Annotated in this window: 13 protein-coding genes; 1 reads left to right on the top strand and 12 read right to left on the bottom strand. The window is 28.0% G+C overall.

Annotated features, from left to right (window positions below; translation table 11 throughout):
• Window positions 1–10 precede the first annotated feature (10 nt).
• The 4 genes from JWF52_RS09790 to JWF52_RS09775 form a co-directional block, all read right to left on the bottom strand.
• Window positions 11–463: a MarR family winged helix-turn-helix transcriptional regulator gene (locus JWF52_RS09790; protein ID WP_208333391.1), complete on the bottom strand. Its 453-nt coding sequence runs from the start codon at window positions 461–463 to the stop codon at window positions 11–13.
• A gap of 194 nt (window positions 464–657) precedes the next feature.
• Window positions 658–2,172, bottom strand: a complete 1,515-nt coding sequence (gene yjeM / locus JWF52_RS09785; protein WP_208333390.1) for a glutamate/gamma-aminobutyrate family transporter YjeM — start codon at window positions 2,170–2,172, stop codon at window positions 658–660.
• Between the two features lie 248 nt (window positions 2,173–2,420).
• Window positions 2,421–3,863, bottom strand: coding sequence for an adenylosuccinate lyase (gene purB / locus JWF52_RS09780; protein ID WP_208333389.1), 1,443 nt, complete (start codon window positions 3,861–3,863; stop codon window positions 2,421–2,423).
• An 87-nt stretch (window positions 3,864–3,950) separates the two neighbouring features.
• Complete coding sequence (locus tag JWF52_RS09775; RefSeq protein ID WP_208333388.1) at window positions 3,951–4,859, bottom strand: tyrosine-type recombinase/integrase; 909 nt, start codon at window positions 4,857–4,859, stop codon at window positions 3,951–3,953.
• 127 nt (window positions 4,860–4,986) lie between these two features.
• Here JWF52_RS09775 and JWF52_RS09770 point away from each other — a divergent pair, with 127 nt between their 5' ends.
• Window positions 4,987–5,802, top strand: coding sequence for an undecaprenyl-diphosphate phosphatase (locus tag JWF52_RS09770; protein WP_353654912.1), 816 nt, complete (start codon window positions 4,987–4,989; stop codon window positions 5,800–5,802).
• Between the two features lie 37 nt (window positions 5,803–5,839).
• Here the strand turns inward: JWF52_RS09770 and JWF52_RS09765 are convergent, their stop codons facing one another.
• The 8 genes from JWF52_RS09765 to JWF52_RS09730 form a co-directional block, all read right to left on the bottom strand.
• Window positions 5,840–7,618, bottom strand: coding sequence for a UvrD-helicase domain-containing protein (locus tag JWF52_RS09765; RefSeq protein WP_208333386.1), 1,779 nt, complete (start codon window positions 7,616–7,618; stop codon window positions 5,840–5,842).
• Between the two features lie 168 nt (window positions 7,619–7,786).
• A complete protein-coding gene (locus tag JWF52_RS09760) occupies window positions 7,787–8,065 on the bottom strand; it encodes a hypothetical protein (protein ID WP_208333385.1) in 279 nt (92 codons plus the stop codon).
• A gap of 315 nt (window positions 8,066–8,380) precedes the next feature.
• The gene (gene rny, locus JWF52_RS09755; RefSeq protein ID WP_353654911.1) at window positions 8,381–9,910 is read right to left on the bottom strand and encodes a ribonuclease Y; all 1,530 of its coding nucleotides are present in this window, start codon (window positions 9,908–9,910) and stop codon (window positions 8,381–8,383) included.
• 265 nt (window positions 9,911–10,175) lie between these two features.
• Window positions 10,176–11,213 (bottom strand): recombinase RecA, encoded by a 1,038-nt coding sequence (gene recA, locus JWF52_RS09750; protein WP_208333384.1) that lies wholly within the window; start codon window positions 11,211–11,213, stop codon window positions 10,176–10,178.
• 285 nt (window positions 11,214–11,498) lie between these two features.
• Window positions 11,499–12,041 carry a CDP-diacylglycerol--glycerol-3-phosphate 3-phosphatidyltransferase gene (gene pgsA, locus JWF52_RS09745; protein WP_208333383.1) on the bottom strand — a complete coding sequence of 181 codons (543 nt, stop codon included), beginning with the start codon at window positions 12,039–12,041 and terminating at the stop codon, window positions 11,499–11,501.
• Window positions 12,028–13,362 (bottom strand): 30S ribosomal protein S12 methylthiotransferase RimO, encoded by a 1,335-nt coding sequence (gene rimO, locus JWF52_RS09740; RefSeq protein ID WP_208333382.1) that lies wholly within the window; start codon window positions 13,360–13,362, stop codon window positions 12,028–12,030. The genes pgsA and rimO overlap by 14 nt, the downstream gene beginning before the upstream one ends.
• Window positions 13,356–14,414, bottom strand: coding sequence for a tRNA 2-selenouridine(34) synthase MnmH (gene mnmH, locus JWF52_RS09735; RefSeq protein ID WP_208333381.1), 1,059 nt, complete (start codon window positions 14,412–14,414; stop codon window positions 13,356–13,358). Before mnmH ends, rimO begins: the two co-directional genes overlap by 7 nt.
• A 2-nt stretch (window positions 14,415–14,416) precedes the next feature.
• Window positions 14,417–16,783, bottom strand: a complete 2,367-nt coding sequence (locus tag JWF52_RS09730) for an FtsK/SpoIIIE family DNA translocase (RefSeq protein WP_208333380.1) — start codon at window positions 16,781–16,783, stop codon at window positions 14,417–14,419.
• Window positions 16,784–16,842: the final 59 nt, after the last annotated feature.

Genomic DNA, 16,842 nt, shown 5'->3' with positions numbered 1-16,842 from the left:
GGTTGCTTTTTTATTTAATTCCATTTTTAGTTAAAATATCTTGTAAGGTATTTATAGCATTTATATATCTATTTCTATCATCCTCACTAAATTTAGAAAACTTTTCTTCTAACTTAATGCTTAACTTTTCCATAAAGTCTAGAGCAATCTCATTTCCTTGTTCTGTAGTATTAATTAAGTATTTTCTTCTATCTGATAAATCTCTTTCTCTAATTACAAATCCTTTTTGCGCTAAATCATCTACCATGCTAGTTAAACTTCCTTTTTCTATGTTTAACTTTGAACATAGATCAGTCATACTTATAGATCCATTATTTTTTATAAATAGTAAAGCTCTTAACTGAGTTTTATTTACATTATACGTACTTGCATATTGTTTTAGATACTCTAGATAAAGGCTTGAATATATTTTTGGAAATGTTTTAGATAAAAAGCTTATTGTATCTGATATTATATAATTCATTTTACCCCTCCAGATATTATAATTTATTATCTTTTCAGATATTCCATTATAGTTTACATTAAAATATTTATTAATACAATACCTTTTTAAAATAAAATAATCTCAATTTATTACTAATTTTTTAGCTAAAATAAAAATAAAGCATGTTATTTTAGTTTTAATTAAAACTAAATAATATGCTTTAACTTACTACACTATTTTCTATTTAAATATCTACTTTCATACATAAAGTATAATATTAACGCAACTATTGAGAATGCAACAGGACCTGCTATCATGAATATAGTATCTAAAGTTCTACCTCCTAGAGCTGGTTCTACTACACTAAATACATTAGCAAATCCAACTACAATAGTAACTATTACAGATACAAATATAGCTGATCCATAAGTTTTAAAAACTACAAATGGTTTTTCAACTTTTCCTTCTAATTGCTTTTTCTTAAATCTTGGGAAAGCTCCTGATAAAAATATATATGGCACTGTCATTGCAACATTAGTCATAAGAGCTAATAAATTAAAGAATGCTTTACCATTTGAACCACCAAATGAAACTATTAATATTATTGCTATTGCTATGATAGCTTGTACTTTCATAGCATTTATAGGCATTCCATCTCTTATTTCACTAAATCTACCTGGCCAAATTTCTTTTGGAGATCCCTCAATTAATGTTTTAAGCGGTGAATATGTTAATGTGAAGAACGCTCCTGTTAATGCTAAGAACATTGAAAAACCTACAAATCTAGCTATCCACATTCCAAGTGTTATTGCAGATGTATCAGCCATTCCAAATGCTCTTCCTAATTCAAATCCTAAGTTTCTCATAAGCACATAGGCAACATTTGCCATATTAACATTTGGAGAGTCTAATATAGCTGACCAGTTAGTAAACATACCACAAGCAAAAATACCAAGTGCATAACCTACTGCTATTACTATAGCTGATATTGTAAGACCTTTAGGGAAAGTAGTTTCAGCATTTTCAGTTTGGTCTACTAATCCTCCTAGGACTTCTAATCCTCCAAAAGCAAATATTGCAAATGTTGAGAATGATAGCATTGTTATTGGTGTTTGATATGCTGGATTTGGAGATACTGTAAAGTCTCTAGCTATATCTTTTATTGGTTGTGCAAACTCAAATCCATTTAAAAGTAATACTAAAAATCCTCCAAGAAGTAATACTACGTTTAATAATGCTACTGCTGTACCACCAATAGATGTTACTTTTTTTATTTTTTCTATTCCTTTAGTAGCTACAAAAGTTACTAATAATATCCATAAACATCCTAGCATTCCTAAAATTTGAGTAGCATTTAATCCTACAAATGCTAATTCACCTGTTCTATCTTTTCCAAATATTGCATTTGATAATGGTACCCATATAGTTGATGATACATTTACCATCCAAATTATATAAGATGCATACCACATGAATGTTCCTATAAATGCATATTTAGCACCTACAGACTTTTCCATCCAAGAGTATATACCTCCAGTTTCTTTTTTATATGCAGCTCCATACTCTGCCATCATAAAAGCATATGGTATAAAGAATAATATTGCGCTAATTACATACCATGGTATTGCTGCATATCCCATTAAATAAAATGCTCTCGGCATATTTGCAAATCCAAATACTGATGTAAATATCATCAGTATTAATGATATCAGAGTTAATTTTTTGGATGTGTTAGTATTTCCTGCCATTATGGTTCCTCCTTAGCATGATATAATATTACTTTTTGCAAGAAGTACCATTTCAATTCATATATATAACATTTTATATTTTTAATGTTACTCGGTTTTATACATATTTTTATATTTTTAAGTCGATAGACTTATGATTGATTTTTAACTATTAGATTCCATATTTTCTAAAAAAATAAACTCATATAGATTAGGATATAATTTACCTTATCAATATGAGCTTATTTTTTAACTCTTTATATAAAATTTTATACGTGTAAATCTATTTTTAATCCTATATCTTCTTTATAAGGCTCTATTGCAGGTTCTAATGTCTCATTTACAAATTCTACAACTTGCTCTGGAGCTATTCCCACAAAGTTTTTAGGATCCATTATAGATAACATTTCTTCTTTGCTCATTTTAAATGAATCATCATTCATTATAAGCTCCATTAAATTATTATCTAAACCTTCATGCTTAACTCTATAAGCTGCCTTCATAGAATATTCTCTTATTATTTCATGAAGCTCTTGTCTGTCTCCACCTCTTTTTACAGCTTCCATTAAAATAGTTTCTGTTGCCATAAATGGAAGTTCCTCATTTATATGTTTATTTATCATGCTTTCATAAACTACTAATCCATCAGTTACATTCATTCCTATTTCAATTATAGCATCTGCTGCCATAAATGCTTGAGGTATAGCTAATCTTTTGTTTGCTGAATCGTCTAAGCTTCTTTCTAACCATTGAGTAGCTTGTACTAATGCAGGACTTAAAGATTCTGATATTATATACTTAGAAAGTGACGCTATTCTTTCACTTCTCATTGGATTTCTTTTGTAAGCCATTGCAGATGAACCTATTTGATTTTTTTCAAAAGGCTCTTCTAATTCTTTTAAACTTTGTAAAAGTCTTATATCGTTAGTCATTTTGTGCATACTTTGAGCTATACCTGATAATACGCTTATTACTTGATAGTCTAATTTTCTTGTATAAGTTTGCCCACTTACAGCATATGAAGACTTGTATCCCATTTTTTCACAAACTAATCTATCAAGTTCTTTTATTTTACCTGTATCGCCTTCAAATAAGCTAACAAAACTTGCTTGAGTACCAGTAGTACCCTTAACACCTCTTAGTTTCATATTATCTATTCTATAATTTAAATCTTCTAAATCTATTATTAAATCTTGAGCCCATAAAGTTGCTCTTTTACCAACTGTTGTAAGTTGAGCAGCTTGGAAGTGAGTAAATCCAAGCGTTGGCATATCTTTATATTTTAGAGCAAATTCTTTTAAGTTATTTATTAGGTTTACAAGCTTAACTCTTATAAGTTTTAATGCTTCATTCATTTGTATAACATCTGTGTTATCTCCAACATATGCTGAAGTAGCACCTAAATGTATTATACCTTTAGCATTTTCACATTGCATACCATATGCTTTTACATGACTCATAACATCATGTCTAACTTCTTTTTCTATTTTTCTAGCTTCATCAAAATTTATATTTTCTATATTAGCTTTTAACTCAGCTATTTGCTCATCAGTTATATTTATTCCTAGTTCTTTTTCACCTTCTGCAAGTGCAACCCATAATTTTCTCCAAGTAGAGAATTTAAATTGTGGCGAGAATATGTAGCTCATGTCTTTACTACAATATCTATCTGTTAAAGGATTTGTATATGTGTTATATTTGTTATCTATCATAATTTGCACCTTCCTTGAGTCTTTTTATAACCTAATTATACAAAATATACCGAACTATAACAAGTTTTTTTTTGTTTATGTTCATCTTTACTTTTCATTTATCTTGAGATTTTCCTTATTCGCTAAGTAATCTACACTTTCACTATCAACAAAATTTAAAACATATTTATACCTTATTGCATAGTATTTATCGCTCCATCCCAATTGATTTTTTATATCTTCTTCCTCTGCACCTAATCTTAATGCTATAGCTGCAAATGAATGTCTAAAATCTTTTGCTGAATACTGAGACAGTCCTGCTAAACTTAATGCCTTACTTACTATTAATCTTACATTTCTATCTGTTATAGAATTACTCTTTTGTGTAGTAAATACAAAATCTTCACTTGGAGTTATAATTTCCTCTAATCCTGAGTAATTTCTATAATCTTCTATTAATTTAAAGCAATATGGATGAAGTTTAACTATTCTTTCTTTTCTACCTTTTCCTAATTTAGTATAATAGTTATCTTTCTCATCAACCATTATATCTTTCCATTTTAAGTTTACAAGCTCATTTAGTAAGCATCCCGTAGTTATTAAGAATACTATTATTACCCTATCTCTAATATTTAGTTTATGTAATACGTCTATAAGCTTATTTATTTCTTGTATGCTAAGTACATCATCTTTAGTTTTTATTCTTGTTACTGCTGGTTTTTCAACATGTCTAAAAGGATTTATTTCTATATATTCTTCTTTCATTAAAAAATTATAGAAACTATGTAAATAACTATAAATTTTTTCACATGTTGATTTTGCATATCTTTCTTGAATATAGTCTATAAATTTTTTACAATCATGTTTTGTTACATAAACTAAGTCTTTATTTTTCAGAAATTCTTTAAATAATGTTATTTTAGATAAGTAGTCATGCTTTGTTGTTGGGCTTAGCTTCCTTGAAAAACTTTTAAAAACTTCATATTCATAATCATCTAATCCCTTTGTAGTATACATAATGTCTCCTTTCTTATTCTTTATAATTTATTTAATATTTTATCTTATGTATTGAATATATTTTATAATATTGATATACTTTTATAGTTAACGTATTTTACGTTACTTAGATTTTAAATTGGAGGTAATTAATATGCTTGATATTTTTAAAGCTATTATCTTAGGTGTAGTTCAAGGAATTACTGAATGGTTACCTGTAAGTAGTACTGGACATATGATACTAGTTGATGAGTTTATAAAACTAAATATGCGTCCTGAATTTATAAGTACTTTTTTAGTAGTAATTCAGTTTGGTTCAATCCTTGCTGTTCTTACAATATTCTTTAAAAAGCTAAATCCATTTGATAGCTCAAAGAGCAGAATTCAACAACGTGAAACTATAGATTTATGGATTAAAGTTATAATCGCAGTTATACCGTCTTGTTTAATCGGTGTATTATATGAAGATAAAATAGATGAGTTATTCTTTAATTCAACTACTGTAGCTATAGCACTTATAGTTTACGGTATAATAATGATAGTTCTTGAAAACAGAAATAAAAAACCTAAAGTTAATGATTTTTCACAACTTACATATAAGTTAGCTATTGGTATTGGATTATTCCAATGCTTAGCTTTAATACCTGGTACATCTAGATCTGGTTCTACTATAATAGGTGCTACACTTTTAGGAGCATCTAGATATGTAGCTGCAGAATTCTCATTCTTCTTAGCTATACCAACTATGCTTGGTGCTAGTGCTTTAAAACTTTATAAAGCAGGTTTTGCATTTACTGGATTTGAATGGATTGTACTAGCAACTGGCTCTATAGTAGCATTTATTGTTTCAGTATTTGTTATTAAATTATTAATGGATTATATTAAAAAACATGACTTTAAAGTATTTGGTTACTATAGAATAGTTCTAGGGATAATAGTACTTAGCTATTTCTGGATATTTTAGTATTATAAAGTAAAAGAAGCACAAATGTGCTTCTTTTTTATTTTGACTCTATAAGAAGCTTTATTATATCGCTAGAGTTTTCATTAAAAGTAGTGATTATACTTAAGTAATCACAAGCTCTATTTATAGCTAAATATACTTTATTTAAATCTCCTACGAAGTCATTTATTTGATAATCTTGTTCTTTATCATTTATTGTATGATTATATAGCATTTCTAACTGACAAATTATTATTGCCTTATATTCTAAGTTTCTAATTGTATAAATATTAGACATTGTAACGCCAGGTTTTTTGCTTATATTAGTTAAATTCTCTTCTGCATATATATATGGTATTTCAGCTTCTTCTAGGGCCTTTTTAAGCATATATTGGAAGTATATAGTTTTGCCATTTTTAAGTTTTTTCTTATTATATGGATATATAATTCCTATTTCAGAATAATCTAGTCCTTTTTTACTTACTAAATATTCAATTTCCCATAAAACAGAGCTAATTTGTTCATCTAAATCACTAACTTTTATAATATCTACAGCTTTATTTCCACTTCTAATTGCTTTAGTTTCATAAAATTCATTATGATTTATATTACTTCTTAAATTTTTAATATATTCATTAGAATTTTTAGCGTAATTATTGCCAAACTCAACAAGTTCCATAGACTGTCTATAGTTTTTATCTAAGAATATTTTCTCTTCAAATTCTATCTCATCATATACACCTTTAAATATATTTAAATTAGTAGATATATTTATTGAGTCACATGAAAACATATTAAATATAAACTTACTCTTATATAAAAATTCTCTAATAAACTCTATATTTGATTTTGAAAAACTTTCCGCCTCATCTATAAATATTCCTTTAAACATGTGTTTATTTTTTATAATATTTTTGGCTTGTTTTAATAAATTATTGAAAGTTTTTTCAAAATCTTTTTTCAGCATATTATAATCTACAATTAAATTATACTTTTTAGCTAATTTAAAAATAAAAGAACTAAATGTGTATATTTCTAAGTTATTATTCCCCTTATATAATAGTTGTACTTTTTCTCTTAATTCATTACATGCTTGTTTTGAATCCGTTAATATTAAAAATTTATGATGCGGATATACTCTAGCTAATTTCATAGCTCTAGATATCATAATAGTACTCTTACCTGTCCCAGAACCACCTGTAAATAATGTATTACCATACTTTATAGATATTACATCTCTCATTTGGCTACCTTTTATCATATCAGCACTATATTTATAATCATCATTATAAAATGAGATTTTTTTAAACTGTTTATTTAAATTAGCCTTATCGTTTATAACATAGTATTCTGGACATATTTCTAATATAAATAAATTTAAATCTATCTCATTATTACTTTCTTTTAAGTAACCATTTATAAGGTCTTTATTGTCTATAATATTTTGAAGTTTAGTCTTATCTATTATATGATTATTAACAAATTCATTATCTTTATAATCGTCATCTAATTCTACATATGGCATAATAAAAATATAATTATAGAATATATTTTTATTATTTTGTGCCATTTTAAGTTTTAGTAAATCATTTTCTTCATTCATTACTTCAATTAGCTCTTCTTCTAATATGAAAAATAAATCCTCTGTTGTATCCATAAATTTTATAAATAAAATCTTATTATCTTTTATATACAACATATCTGTATTTATTCCTTTAAAAGGAGTAACTTTTGGCACAATATTAATATCTTGATTCATCTTTTCATAAAAGCTTTTTTCTATTTCTTTTATCTTTAAAGCATCTAGTTGAGAGTTAATATTTATGTACTGATTCACCTTACATTCCCCCTTATTTTATAATAATTATACCATTTTAACTTATACTTTGCTATATCGGTTATTTTTAAATGTAAAATTTTACATATTTATATTAAATTTTGATTTTAAATACATATAATAAGTTTTTATACAAAATAAGGAGAGTATATTATACCCCCCTATAAATTACATTTTATAATTCTTTTCCATCCATAAATTCATTTTTCTTCTTACATCATTTTCTTTTACTTCATAAAATGTAGCATCTTTTGTAGTATAAGTTTGTACTAAATTCTCTACATCTGTAGGATAATCTATAAATGATCCATTTTTATTTTCAAATCCAACACTCATTATATCATACTTATCATCTTTTTCAGTAAGTACTACTCCATATTCTATATCTTCATTTTTATCACAATTTGTTATTTTTACATATTGATTTTTAGCTAATTTATTTAACATAAAATACATCCTTTCTTTTCGTTTGTATTTATTATTACCAATTTAGTTATGTATCATATACTTTTTATATTTTTATTTTAAATAACTTTTATAAATATTATTTTTATATATTTAAATTTTTATACATTAAATTTTTGTATTAATATATTTATATGATAATAGGCTATATATTAGTTTTTAAGCTCGTTTCTAATACTTAATATATATATTATTAGATTTCAAATTTTAATTATATATTCTGATTTATTATAAATATTTATATATTAATTTTATAAATTTAAACTAAAAAAGAGAGGTAAATTACCTCTCTTTTATCTATTTAGCATATTCAATTGCTCTAGTTTCTCTTATTATACTTACTTTAATTTGTCCAGGATATTCAAGTTCATCCTCGATTTTTTTAGTCATTTCTCTAGCTAATAAGTGGATATCCTCATCGCTTACATTTTCAGGTTTAACCATTATTCTAACTTCTCTACCTGCTTGTATAGCAAACGATTTTTCTACGCCTTCATAAGAATTAGCTATTTCTTCTAATTTTTCTAATCTCTTAATGTACGCTTCTAAAGTTTCACGTCTAGCACCTGGTCTAGCTGCTGATATAGCATCTGCTGCAGTAACTAAAACTGCTTCTATTGTTTGTGGTTCATAGTCACCATGGTGAGTACTCATAGCATGTATTACGTCTTTAGATTCTTTATATCTCTTTAATAAGTCCATACCTATTTCTACATGTGTACCTTCCATTTCGTGATCTACTGCTTTTCCTATATCATGAAGTAAACCTGCTCTTTTAGCTAATTTAACATCTGCCCCTATCTCTGCTGCCATTATCCCAGCTATGTGAGCTACTTCTATAGAATGCTTAAGAACATTTTGTCCATAACTTGTTCTATAATTAAGTCTACCTAATAATCTTACTAATTCAGGATGTATTGCATGTACACCAGTTTCAAAAGTAGCTTGTTCCCCATATTCTTTTATTATGTTATCTACTTCTTTTCTAGCTTTTTCAACCATCTCTTCTATTCTAGCAGGATGTATTCTTCCATCAGCTATTAATTTTTCAAGAGCAACTCTTGCAACTTCTCTTCTTATAGGATCGAATCCTGATAAAATTACAGCTTCTGGTGTATCATCAATTATAAGATCTATCCCTGTTAATGTTTCTAAAGTTCTTATATTTCTACCTTCTCTACCTATGATTCTACCCTTCATCTCATCATTAGGTAAGTTTACTACTGTAACAGTAGTTTCTGCAACATGGTCTGCTGCACATTTTTGGATGGCATACCCTATTATTTCCCTTGATTTCTTTTCAGCATCTTCTTTAGCTTGAGCTTCTATCTCTTTTATCATTATAGACATTTCACGTCTTACTTCTCTTTCAGCATTAGTTAATATAATATCCTTTGCTTTATCTGAAGTTATCCCTGATATATTCTCTAGCTTTTCTAATTGTTGAGTCTTTATAACCTCAACTTCCTCTGTTTTTTTCTCTACATTTTTTAGTTTATCATTTAAACTAGTTTCTTTAGATTCTAAGTTTTGTAACTTTTTATCTAATACTTCTTCTTTTTGAATTACTCTTTTTTCATACTTTTGTAAATCAATTCTTCTCTCTTTGTTTTCTCTTTCAGCTTCGCTTCTCCACTTATGGATCTCTTCTTTTGCTTCTAGTAGCTTTTCTTTTTGTACTGTCTCTGAATCTCTAGCTGCCTTTTCTAATATTTCTTTAGCTAGGTTTTCAGCTTGACCTATTTTTGATTCGGAAATATTTTTTCTTACAAAATATCCTACTATAATACCAACGGCTGCACCTATTAAAATCATTACGAACTGCATTATGACATCCACCTCCTTTGTTAATAATCCCAAAATGTCATCTCTAAAACTTTCAAAATCATTTTTATAATCACAAGTAAAACTATATATATGTAAAGTACCCTAAATACACATAATCTGTCTTGTAATCTAAGCAAATTACTCTTACTTTAATTTTTCTAAAAATAGTTTGCTATAAAATCAAAATTAGATAATTTATCCTTCTTTAATTTTATAATTTTTTCTAACTCATGTCAAGTTAATAGGAGGTGTGTATATTTTTTTATTATTCTAATGTATCTTCTTCTTCTTGTGCATTTTCTCTAGTTTCATCTAATTTATAATGTTTTCTTACTTTTACATCTATTTCTTCTATTAAATCTGGATTATCAATTAAGAATTTTTTAACATTTTCTCTACCTTGTCCAAGTTTAATTTCCTCATAAGCATACCATGCTCCTGATTTTTTAACTATATCTACTCCAGCAGCTATATCAAGTAAATCTCCAACTTTAGATATACCTTCTCCATACATTATATCAAACTCTGCTTGCTTAAATGGTGGAGCTACTTTATTTTTAACAACCTTAACTCTTGTTCTATTCCCTATTACTCTGTCTCCTTGCTTTATAGAATCTATTCTTCTAACATCAAGTCTTACTGAAGAGTAGAACTTAAGAGCACGTCCACCAGTTGTAGTTTCTGGGTTACCAAACATTATACCAACTTTTTCTCTTAACTGATTTATAAATAATGCCACGCAGTTAGATTTTTTTATAGAACCTGTTAATTTTCTAAGTGCTTGAGACATAAGTCTTGCTTGAAGACCAACATGACTATCTCCCATATCTCCTTCTATTTCCGCTCTTGGAACTAATGCTGCAACCGAGTCAACTACTATTATATCTATTGCACCACTTCTTATTAATGCTTCTGCTATTTCTAACGCTTGTTCCCCTGTGTCTGGTTGAGATATTATTAAATTGTCTATATCTACACCTAAAGCTTTTGCATAAACTGGATCTAGCGCATGTTCTGCATCTATAAATGCTGCTATTCCACCTTGTTTTTGTGCTTCTGCTACAGTATGAAGTGCAACTGTTGTCTTACCTGAAGATTCTGGTCCGTATACTTCTATTATTCTTCCCTTTGGAAGTCCTCCTATACCAACTGCTATATCAAGACCTATAGACCCTGTAGGTATAACGTCTATTGCCATTGAAGTAGCTTCTCCTAACTTCATTACTGAACCCTTACCGAATTCCTTTTCTATTTGTCCTAACGCTTGATTAAGCGCTTTTAATTTATCTTGTTCTATACTCATTTTAATACCATCCTTTCATCTATATAAATCAAACATTTGTTCTCTAAACTATATATTGATTATATCTTATAAATCTTATATAGTCAATTCTTAAAATAGTTTAAATTGTTCTTTATTTATCTATTTTTAAAATATTTTTGACGATGAATTCTAAATAAGTTTTCAGTAAAATTTTACCACACCCATTTTATTTATAAACCTTTATTTATATTTTTATACAAAATTTATATTTATATTTAAAAAGCTGTAAAAGGTAATTAAAATTATCTTTTACAGCTTATATTATTATTTACTATCCATAAATAAATGTTTATTTTTGTATAAATATTCCCATCCTGAATATAACGTAAGTAATGTAGCAATAAGTATAGTTATATCACCTATTATTATTAAAAGTGAATTATCAAAATTAGCCCCTAATAATAATAACGGTATTGCTACCATTTGGCTTATTGTTTTTAGTTTTCCACCACCACTTGCCGCTATAACCTTTCCATCAGCTGCTGCAATTGCTCTTAATATACTTACAGTAAGTTCTCTAGCTACGATTATTATAACCATCCATCCAGGAACTAAGTCTACTTCTATCATACAAATAAGTGCTGATATAACTAAAAGTTTATCTGCTAATGGGTCCATAAATTTTCCAAAGTCAGTTACTAAATTATGTTTTCTAGCAATATTTCCATCCATTGCATCTGTTATAGCTGCAATTATGAAAACTAAACATGCTATCAAAAATTTGTTCGGTATGTCAAATAACATTACCAGTATGAATACTGGTATTAAAAATATCCTAAATAAAGTTAATTTATTAGGCAAGTTCATTAATAACATCTCCCATTAAATCATATTCTAGCGCATTATTTATTTTTACAGTTACAAATTCTCCAACCTCAAGCTTATTTTCAGATTTTACATATACTATACTGTCTATTTCTTCTGCATCTCCTTGAGTTCTTCCTATATAAACCTTATCTTCTATTTGTTCTTCAACTAATACTTCATATACATTTGAAACTTTAGCTGCATTAAGTTCTTGTGATATACCTTGTTGAACTAACATTAAAGCATCTCTTCTTTCGATCTTAACTTCTTCATCCAAGTGATTAGGTAGTTTATCTGCTGGTGTATCTTCTTCTCTTGAATATGCAAATGCACCTAATCTATCAAATTTAGCTATTTTTGCAAACTCTACTAATTCTTCAAAGTCTTCTTCAGTTTCACCTGGGAACCCTACTATTATTGTAGTTCTTAAAGTAGCATCTGGTATATACTTTCTTATCATTTCTATTTTTGATAATATATCTTCTTTAGTTGTATGTCTATTCATTAGTTTTAGTATTCTATTACTTGCGTGTTGTATTGGCATATCAAAATAATTACATATATTATCGTACTTTTTAATAACTTTAACTAATTCTTCAGTTATAGATTCTGGATATGAATACATTATTCTTATCCACTTTAGACCTTCGATTTGTGCAAGTTCTTCTAAAAGCTCTGGTAACATCTCTTTGCCATATAAGTCACAACCATACTTTGTTGTATCTTGTGCTATAACTACAACTTCTTTAACTCCTCTAGCTGCTAATCCTTTTGCTTCAGTTATTATATCTTCCATCTTTCTACTTCTATATTTACCCCTTAATTTAGGTATTATACAGTAAGTACACTTATTGTCACAACCTTCACCTATCTTTAAATAAGCCATGTGAGCCGGAGTTGATATATATCTTGGTAACTCTTCATTATATGCAAATTCTATGTCATTTAAGCTTACTATATGCTTTTCTTCTTTTAATGACGCTATTATTTCGTCTATATTTTGATAACTTCCTGTTCCAACTATTGCGTCTATCTCAGGAATTTCAGCCTTTAATTCTTCAGAGTATCTTTGAGCTAAACATCCTGTTACTATAAGAATTTTTAAATTTGCAGTTTCTTTAAGCTTAGCAAGTTCAAGTATAGTATCAATTGATTCTTGCTTTGCTGATTCTATAAATCCACAAGTGTTAACTAATATTATATCCGCTTCTTCAAAGTCTCCTACTAATTTATATCCTTTTTTATTAAGTATTCCCATCATTATTTCTGCATCTACCAGGTTTTTAGAACATCCTAGCGATTCTAGTGCTATTTTTAACATTGTATCTCTCCTTTTGTTGCTGCTTTATGAAATGTCATTGCTTCTTCTAAAGCTTTTTCCATATTATCAAAATTTATAACTTTATTGTAAGTATACTTCTTAACTGAATGTAAATATAGAGGATCATAGTATTCTACTAAATACTTTTCTACAAGTTCTTCATATTTACCTTCATCTAATAAATTTATATACTCATCTACTTTATTATTACCAAGTCTTTTTCTAAACTTAGATATACACGTCTTTAGTACTTCTACATTTTCACTATCTTTACCATATATATAATCTCTGCATAATCTTTTAACCCTATTTTCTAAACTACATTCTAAAAGCAAATGATATCCATCTCTAACTATTGCATCATAAATTTCATTAGGTATTAATACATGTCCTACTCTTTTACTTTCACTTTCTATAAACACATAGTCAGTAGTTGAGAAAAATAAATTTTCAAAGATTTTAGTCTCAAAATGCTTTTGAGATGGTGGTTTTTCGTCAAAAGTTATAAATCCAAAAGTAGACCCACTATTTTTAGCTATCCCTTCTAAGTCAATATTATCTATATTTTTTTCTTCTAACATCTTTAGTAAATCTGTTTTTCCTGCTCCAGTTAAACCATGTACTACTACAAAGTTTTTAGTGTCCATTATATTTTGTAAATAGTTTAATACATAGTTTCGGTATGCTTTATATCCACCTTCAAGTTGGTAGACATTTATCCCTAGAGATGATAGTAGATTAACTATAGACCCACTTCTCATCCCACCTCTAGCACAATATACAACTATATTATCATACTCTCCTGCAAATGATGTTACTTGCATATATATATCTTTTAACTTATATGTTACATACTCAAATCCTCTTTGGATAGCTTCATGCTTTCCTTGCATCTTATATATAGTTCCTACTTCATTGTGTTCATTATCTTTAAATAATGGCATATTAAATGCATTTAGTATATTATCTTCTTTATGTTCTGATTCAGTTCTTACATCTATAAATATTGCATTTTTAAGTACTAATGCATCCTCTACCTTTATTGTTTTCAATTTTATTCACCTTCTAAATTTTGTAAGTCTTGTTTGCTCATTAATACCTTTCTAGGTTTACTTCCTTCGCTTTTACCAACAATTCCACGTTCTTCCATAGAGTCTATAAGTCTTGCTGCTCTATTAAATCCTATTTTAAATTTTCTTTGTAGCATAGATGCTGATCCTTGACCACTTTCAACTACAAACTCTATAGCTTGGTTTAATAATTCATCTTCATCACTTGATTTAGATATATTAGCTTTAGATATAGTTTCCATTATAGTATCTTCATATTTAACTTCTTCCCTTACTTGGCTCTTCACGTAGTCTATAATTTTTTCCGACTCATTTTCTGATATAAATGCCCCTTGAAGTCTTACGGGTTTCGCTGCACCTAATGGGTAGAATAACATATCACCTTTACCAAGTAATTTTTCTGCTCCACCCATATCAAGTATAGTTCTTGAGTCTGTCTGAGATGAGACTGCAAAAGCAATTCTTGATGGTATATTTGCTTTTATAACACCTGTTATAACATCAACTGAAGGCCTTTGCGTTGCAACTATTAAATGCATACCTGCAGCTCTTGCCATTTGTGCCAATCTACAAATATAATCTTCAACATCATTTGCACTTGCCATCATTAAGTCAGCAAGCTCGTCTATTATTATTACAATCTTTGGAAGTTTTTCTTCCGCCTTTTCATTGTAACTTGTTATATCTTTTACTTGAGTGTCTGCAAATAATTTATATCTTCTATTCATTTCAACAACTGCCCAATTAAGTGCATTTGCTGCTTTTTTCGGATCTGTAACTACTGGTATTAATAAGTGTGGTATTCCGTTATAACTTGCAAGTTCAACAACCTTAGGGTCTATAAGTAAAAACTTAACTTCATCAGGTTTAGCTTTGTATAATATACTATTTATTAAAGTATTTACACAAACACTTTTTCCAGAACCAGTTGACCCTGCTATAAGTAAATGAGGCATTTTTCCTATATCACCTATAATTGGTTTTCCACTTATATCTTTACCTAAAGCCATAGCTAATGGAGAATCAAACTTTTTAAATTCATCACTTTCAATAACATCTCTAAGCCCTACCATTTGTGCTTCTTCATTTGGAACTTCTATACCTATTGCACTTTTACCTGGTATTGGAGCTTCTATTCTTATACTTTTTGCCGCTAAGCTTAAAGCTATATCATCCGTTAAATTTACTATTTTACTAACTTTAACTCCTGGGCTTGGCTGTATTTCATATCTAGTTATAGTAGGTCCAACTGTAACTTGATTAACTTTTGCTTCAACTCCAAAGTCAGATAATGTCTTTTCAAGTAAAGATGCATTTTTTAACACTTTCTTTCTACCATTATCATCAGTTTTTTTATCAACTTTATTTAAAATCTCAACACTTGGTATTTTATAATTTTCATATGTTGCTTCTGATTTAACATTTATTGGTTGAGTCTTTTGTATATCATTGTTTAAATTATTTGATTTTTGCTTTTCTTTAGGTTCTTCTTTAATATCTTGAAGTCCTTTTAGTACCTCTAGCTCAGACATACTTTGAGTTCCTTCTAATATTTCTAAATACTCATCTTCTGCTTTGTTAAATCCTACTATCTTTATAGTTTTATCATTAACGTCTTCATTATAATCCATAACTGCTTCTTCGACTTTTTCTGCCTTTTTCTTAGACATAAAATTCTTTAACTTGCCTTCTTTTTTAACAACTGTATTTTCATCAACTTCATCAGTTATCATGTCTATTGCAGATTGTTTCATATTTAAAACTCGATCCTTAAAACTTAAATCTTTGTTACTGTTATTTTTACTAGCTACATTTGACATTACATCCTTTATAGATATATTAAATGTAAACATAACAGTTATTATAAGCGCAAATACACTTATTAACCAACTACCTGTTATACCAAATATTTTACTTAAATAGTAAGTTATTGTAGTTGCTATCAGTCCACAACCTTCACCATTTACCCCCATTTGCATAACCGGTTTTAACATTTCTGGACTTAGTGGACTATCAACTGGAAGGTTTCTAGCATTCATAAGCCCATAAAATACAAATATAAACGCTATACCTGCATAATATACTTTAGTATGTTTAAGCCTGTATATATACTCATTTCCATCAAAGAATCCAAGTATCCCTGTTGCAATTACTATAAATGGTATAGCAATTGAAAGAGACCCAAATAGACCTTTAAATAATGATTGCATTATGTTTCCTATCAAACCCATTGAACTTGAATTTAAACTATATAATAAAAATATACCTACAAATATGGTTACTAGGTTGTGATATTCTGCATTAAAGCTTAGTTTATTATCTTTCTTTTTGCTCTTTTTTTTCTTAGCCATCAATCTCACCTCTTATTTTTTTACAGTTTCATATAATCAACTATATCTAATAAAAAATA

This window comes from Clostridium sp. CCUG 7971, from assembly GCF_017590215.1.
In the GTDB taxonomy this organism is placed as follows: Bacteria; Bacillota; Clostridia; order Peptostreptococcales; family Peptostreptococcaceae; genus Faecalimicrobium.
The sequence above is the reverse complement of the archived record's forward strand: the minus strand, read 5'-3'. Positions and strand labels throughout refer to the sequence as shown.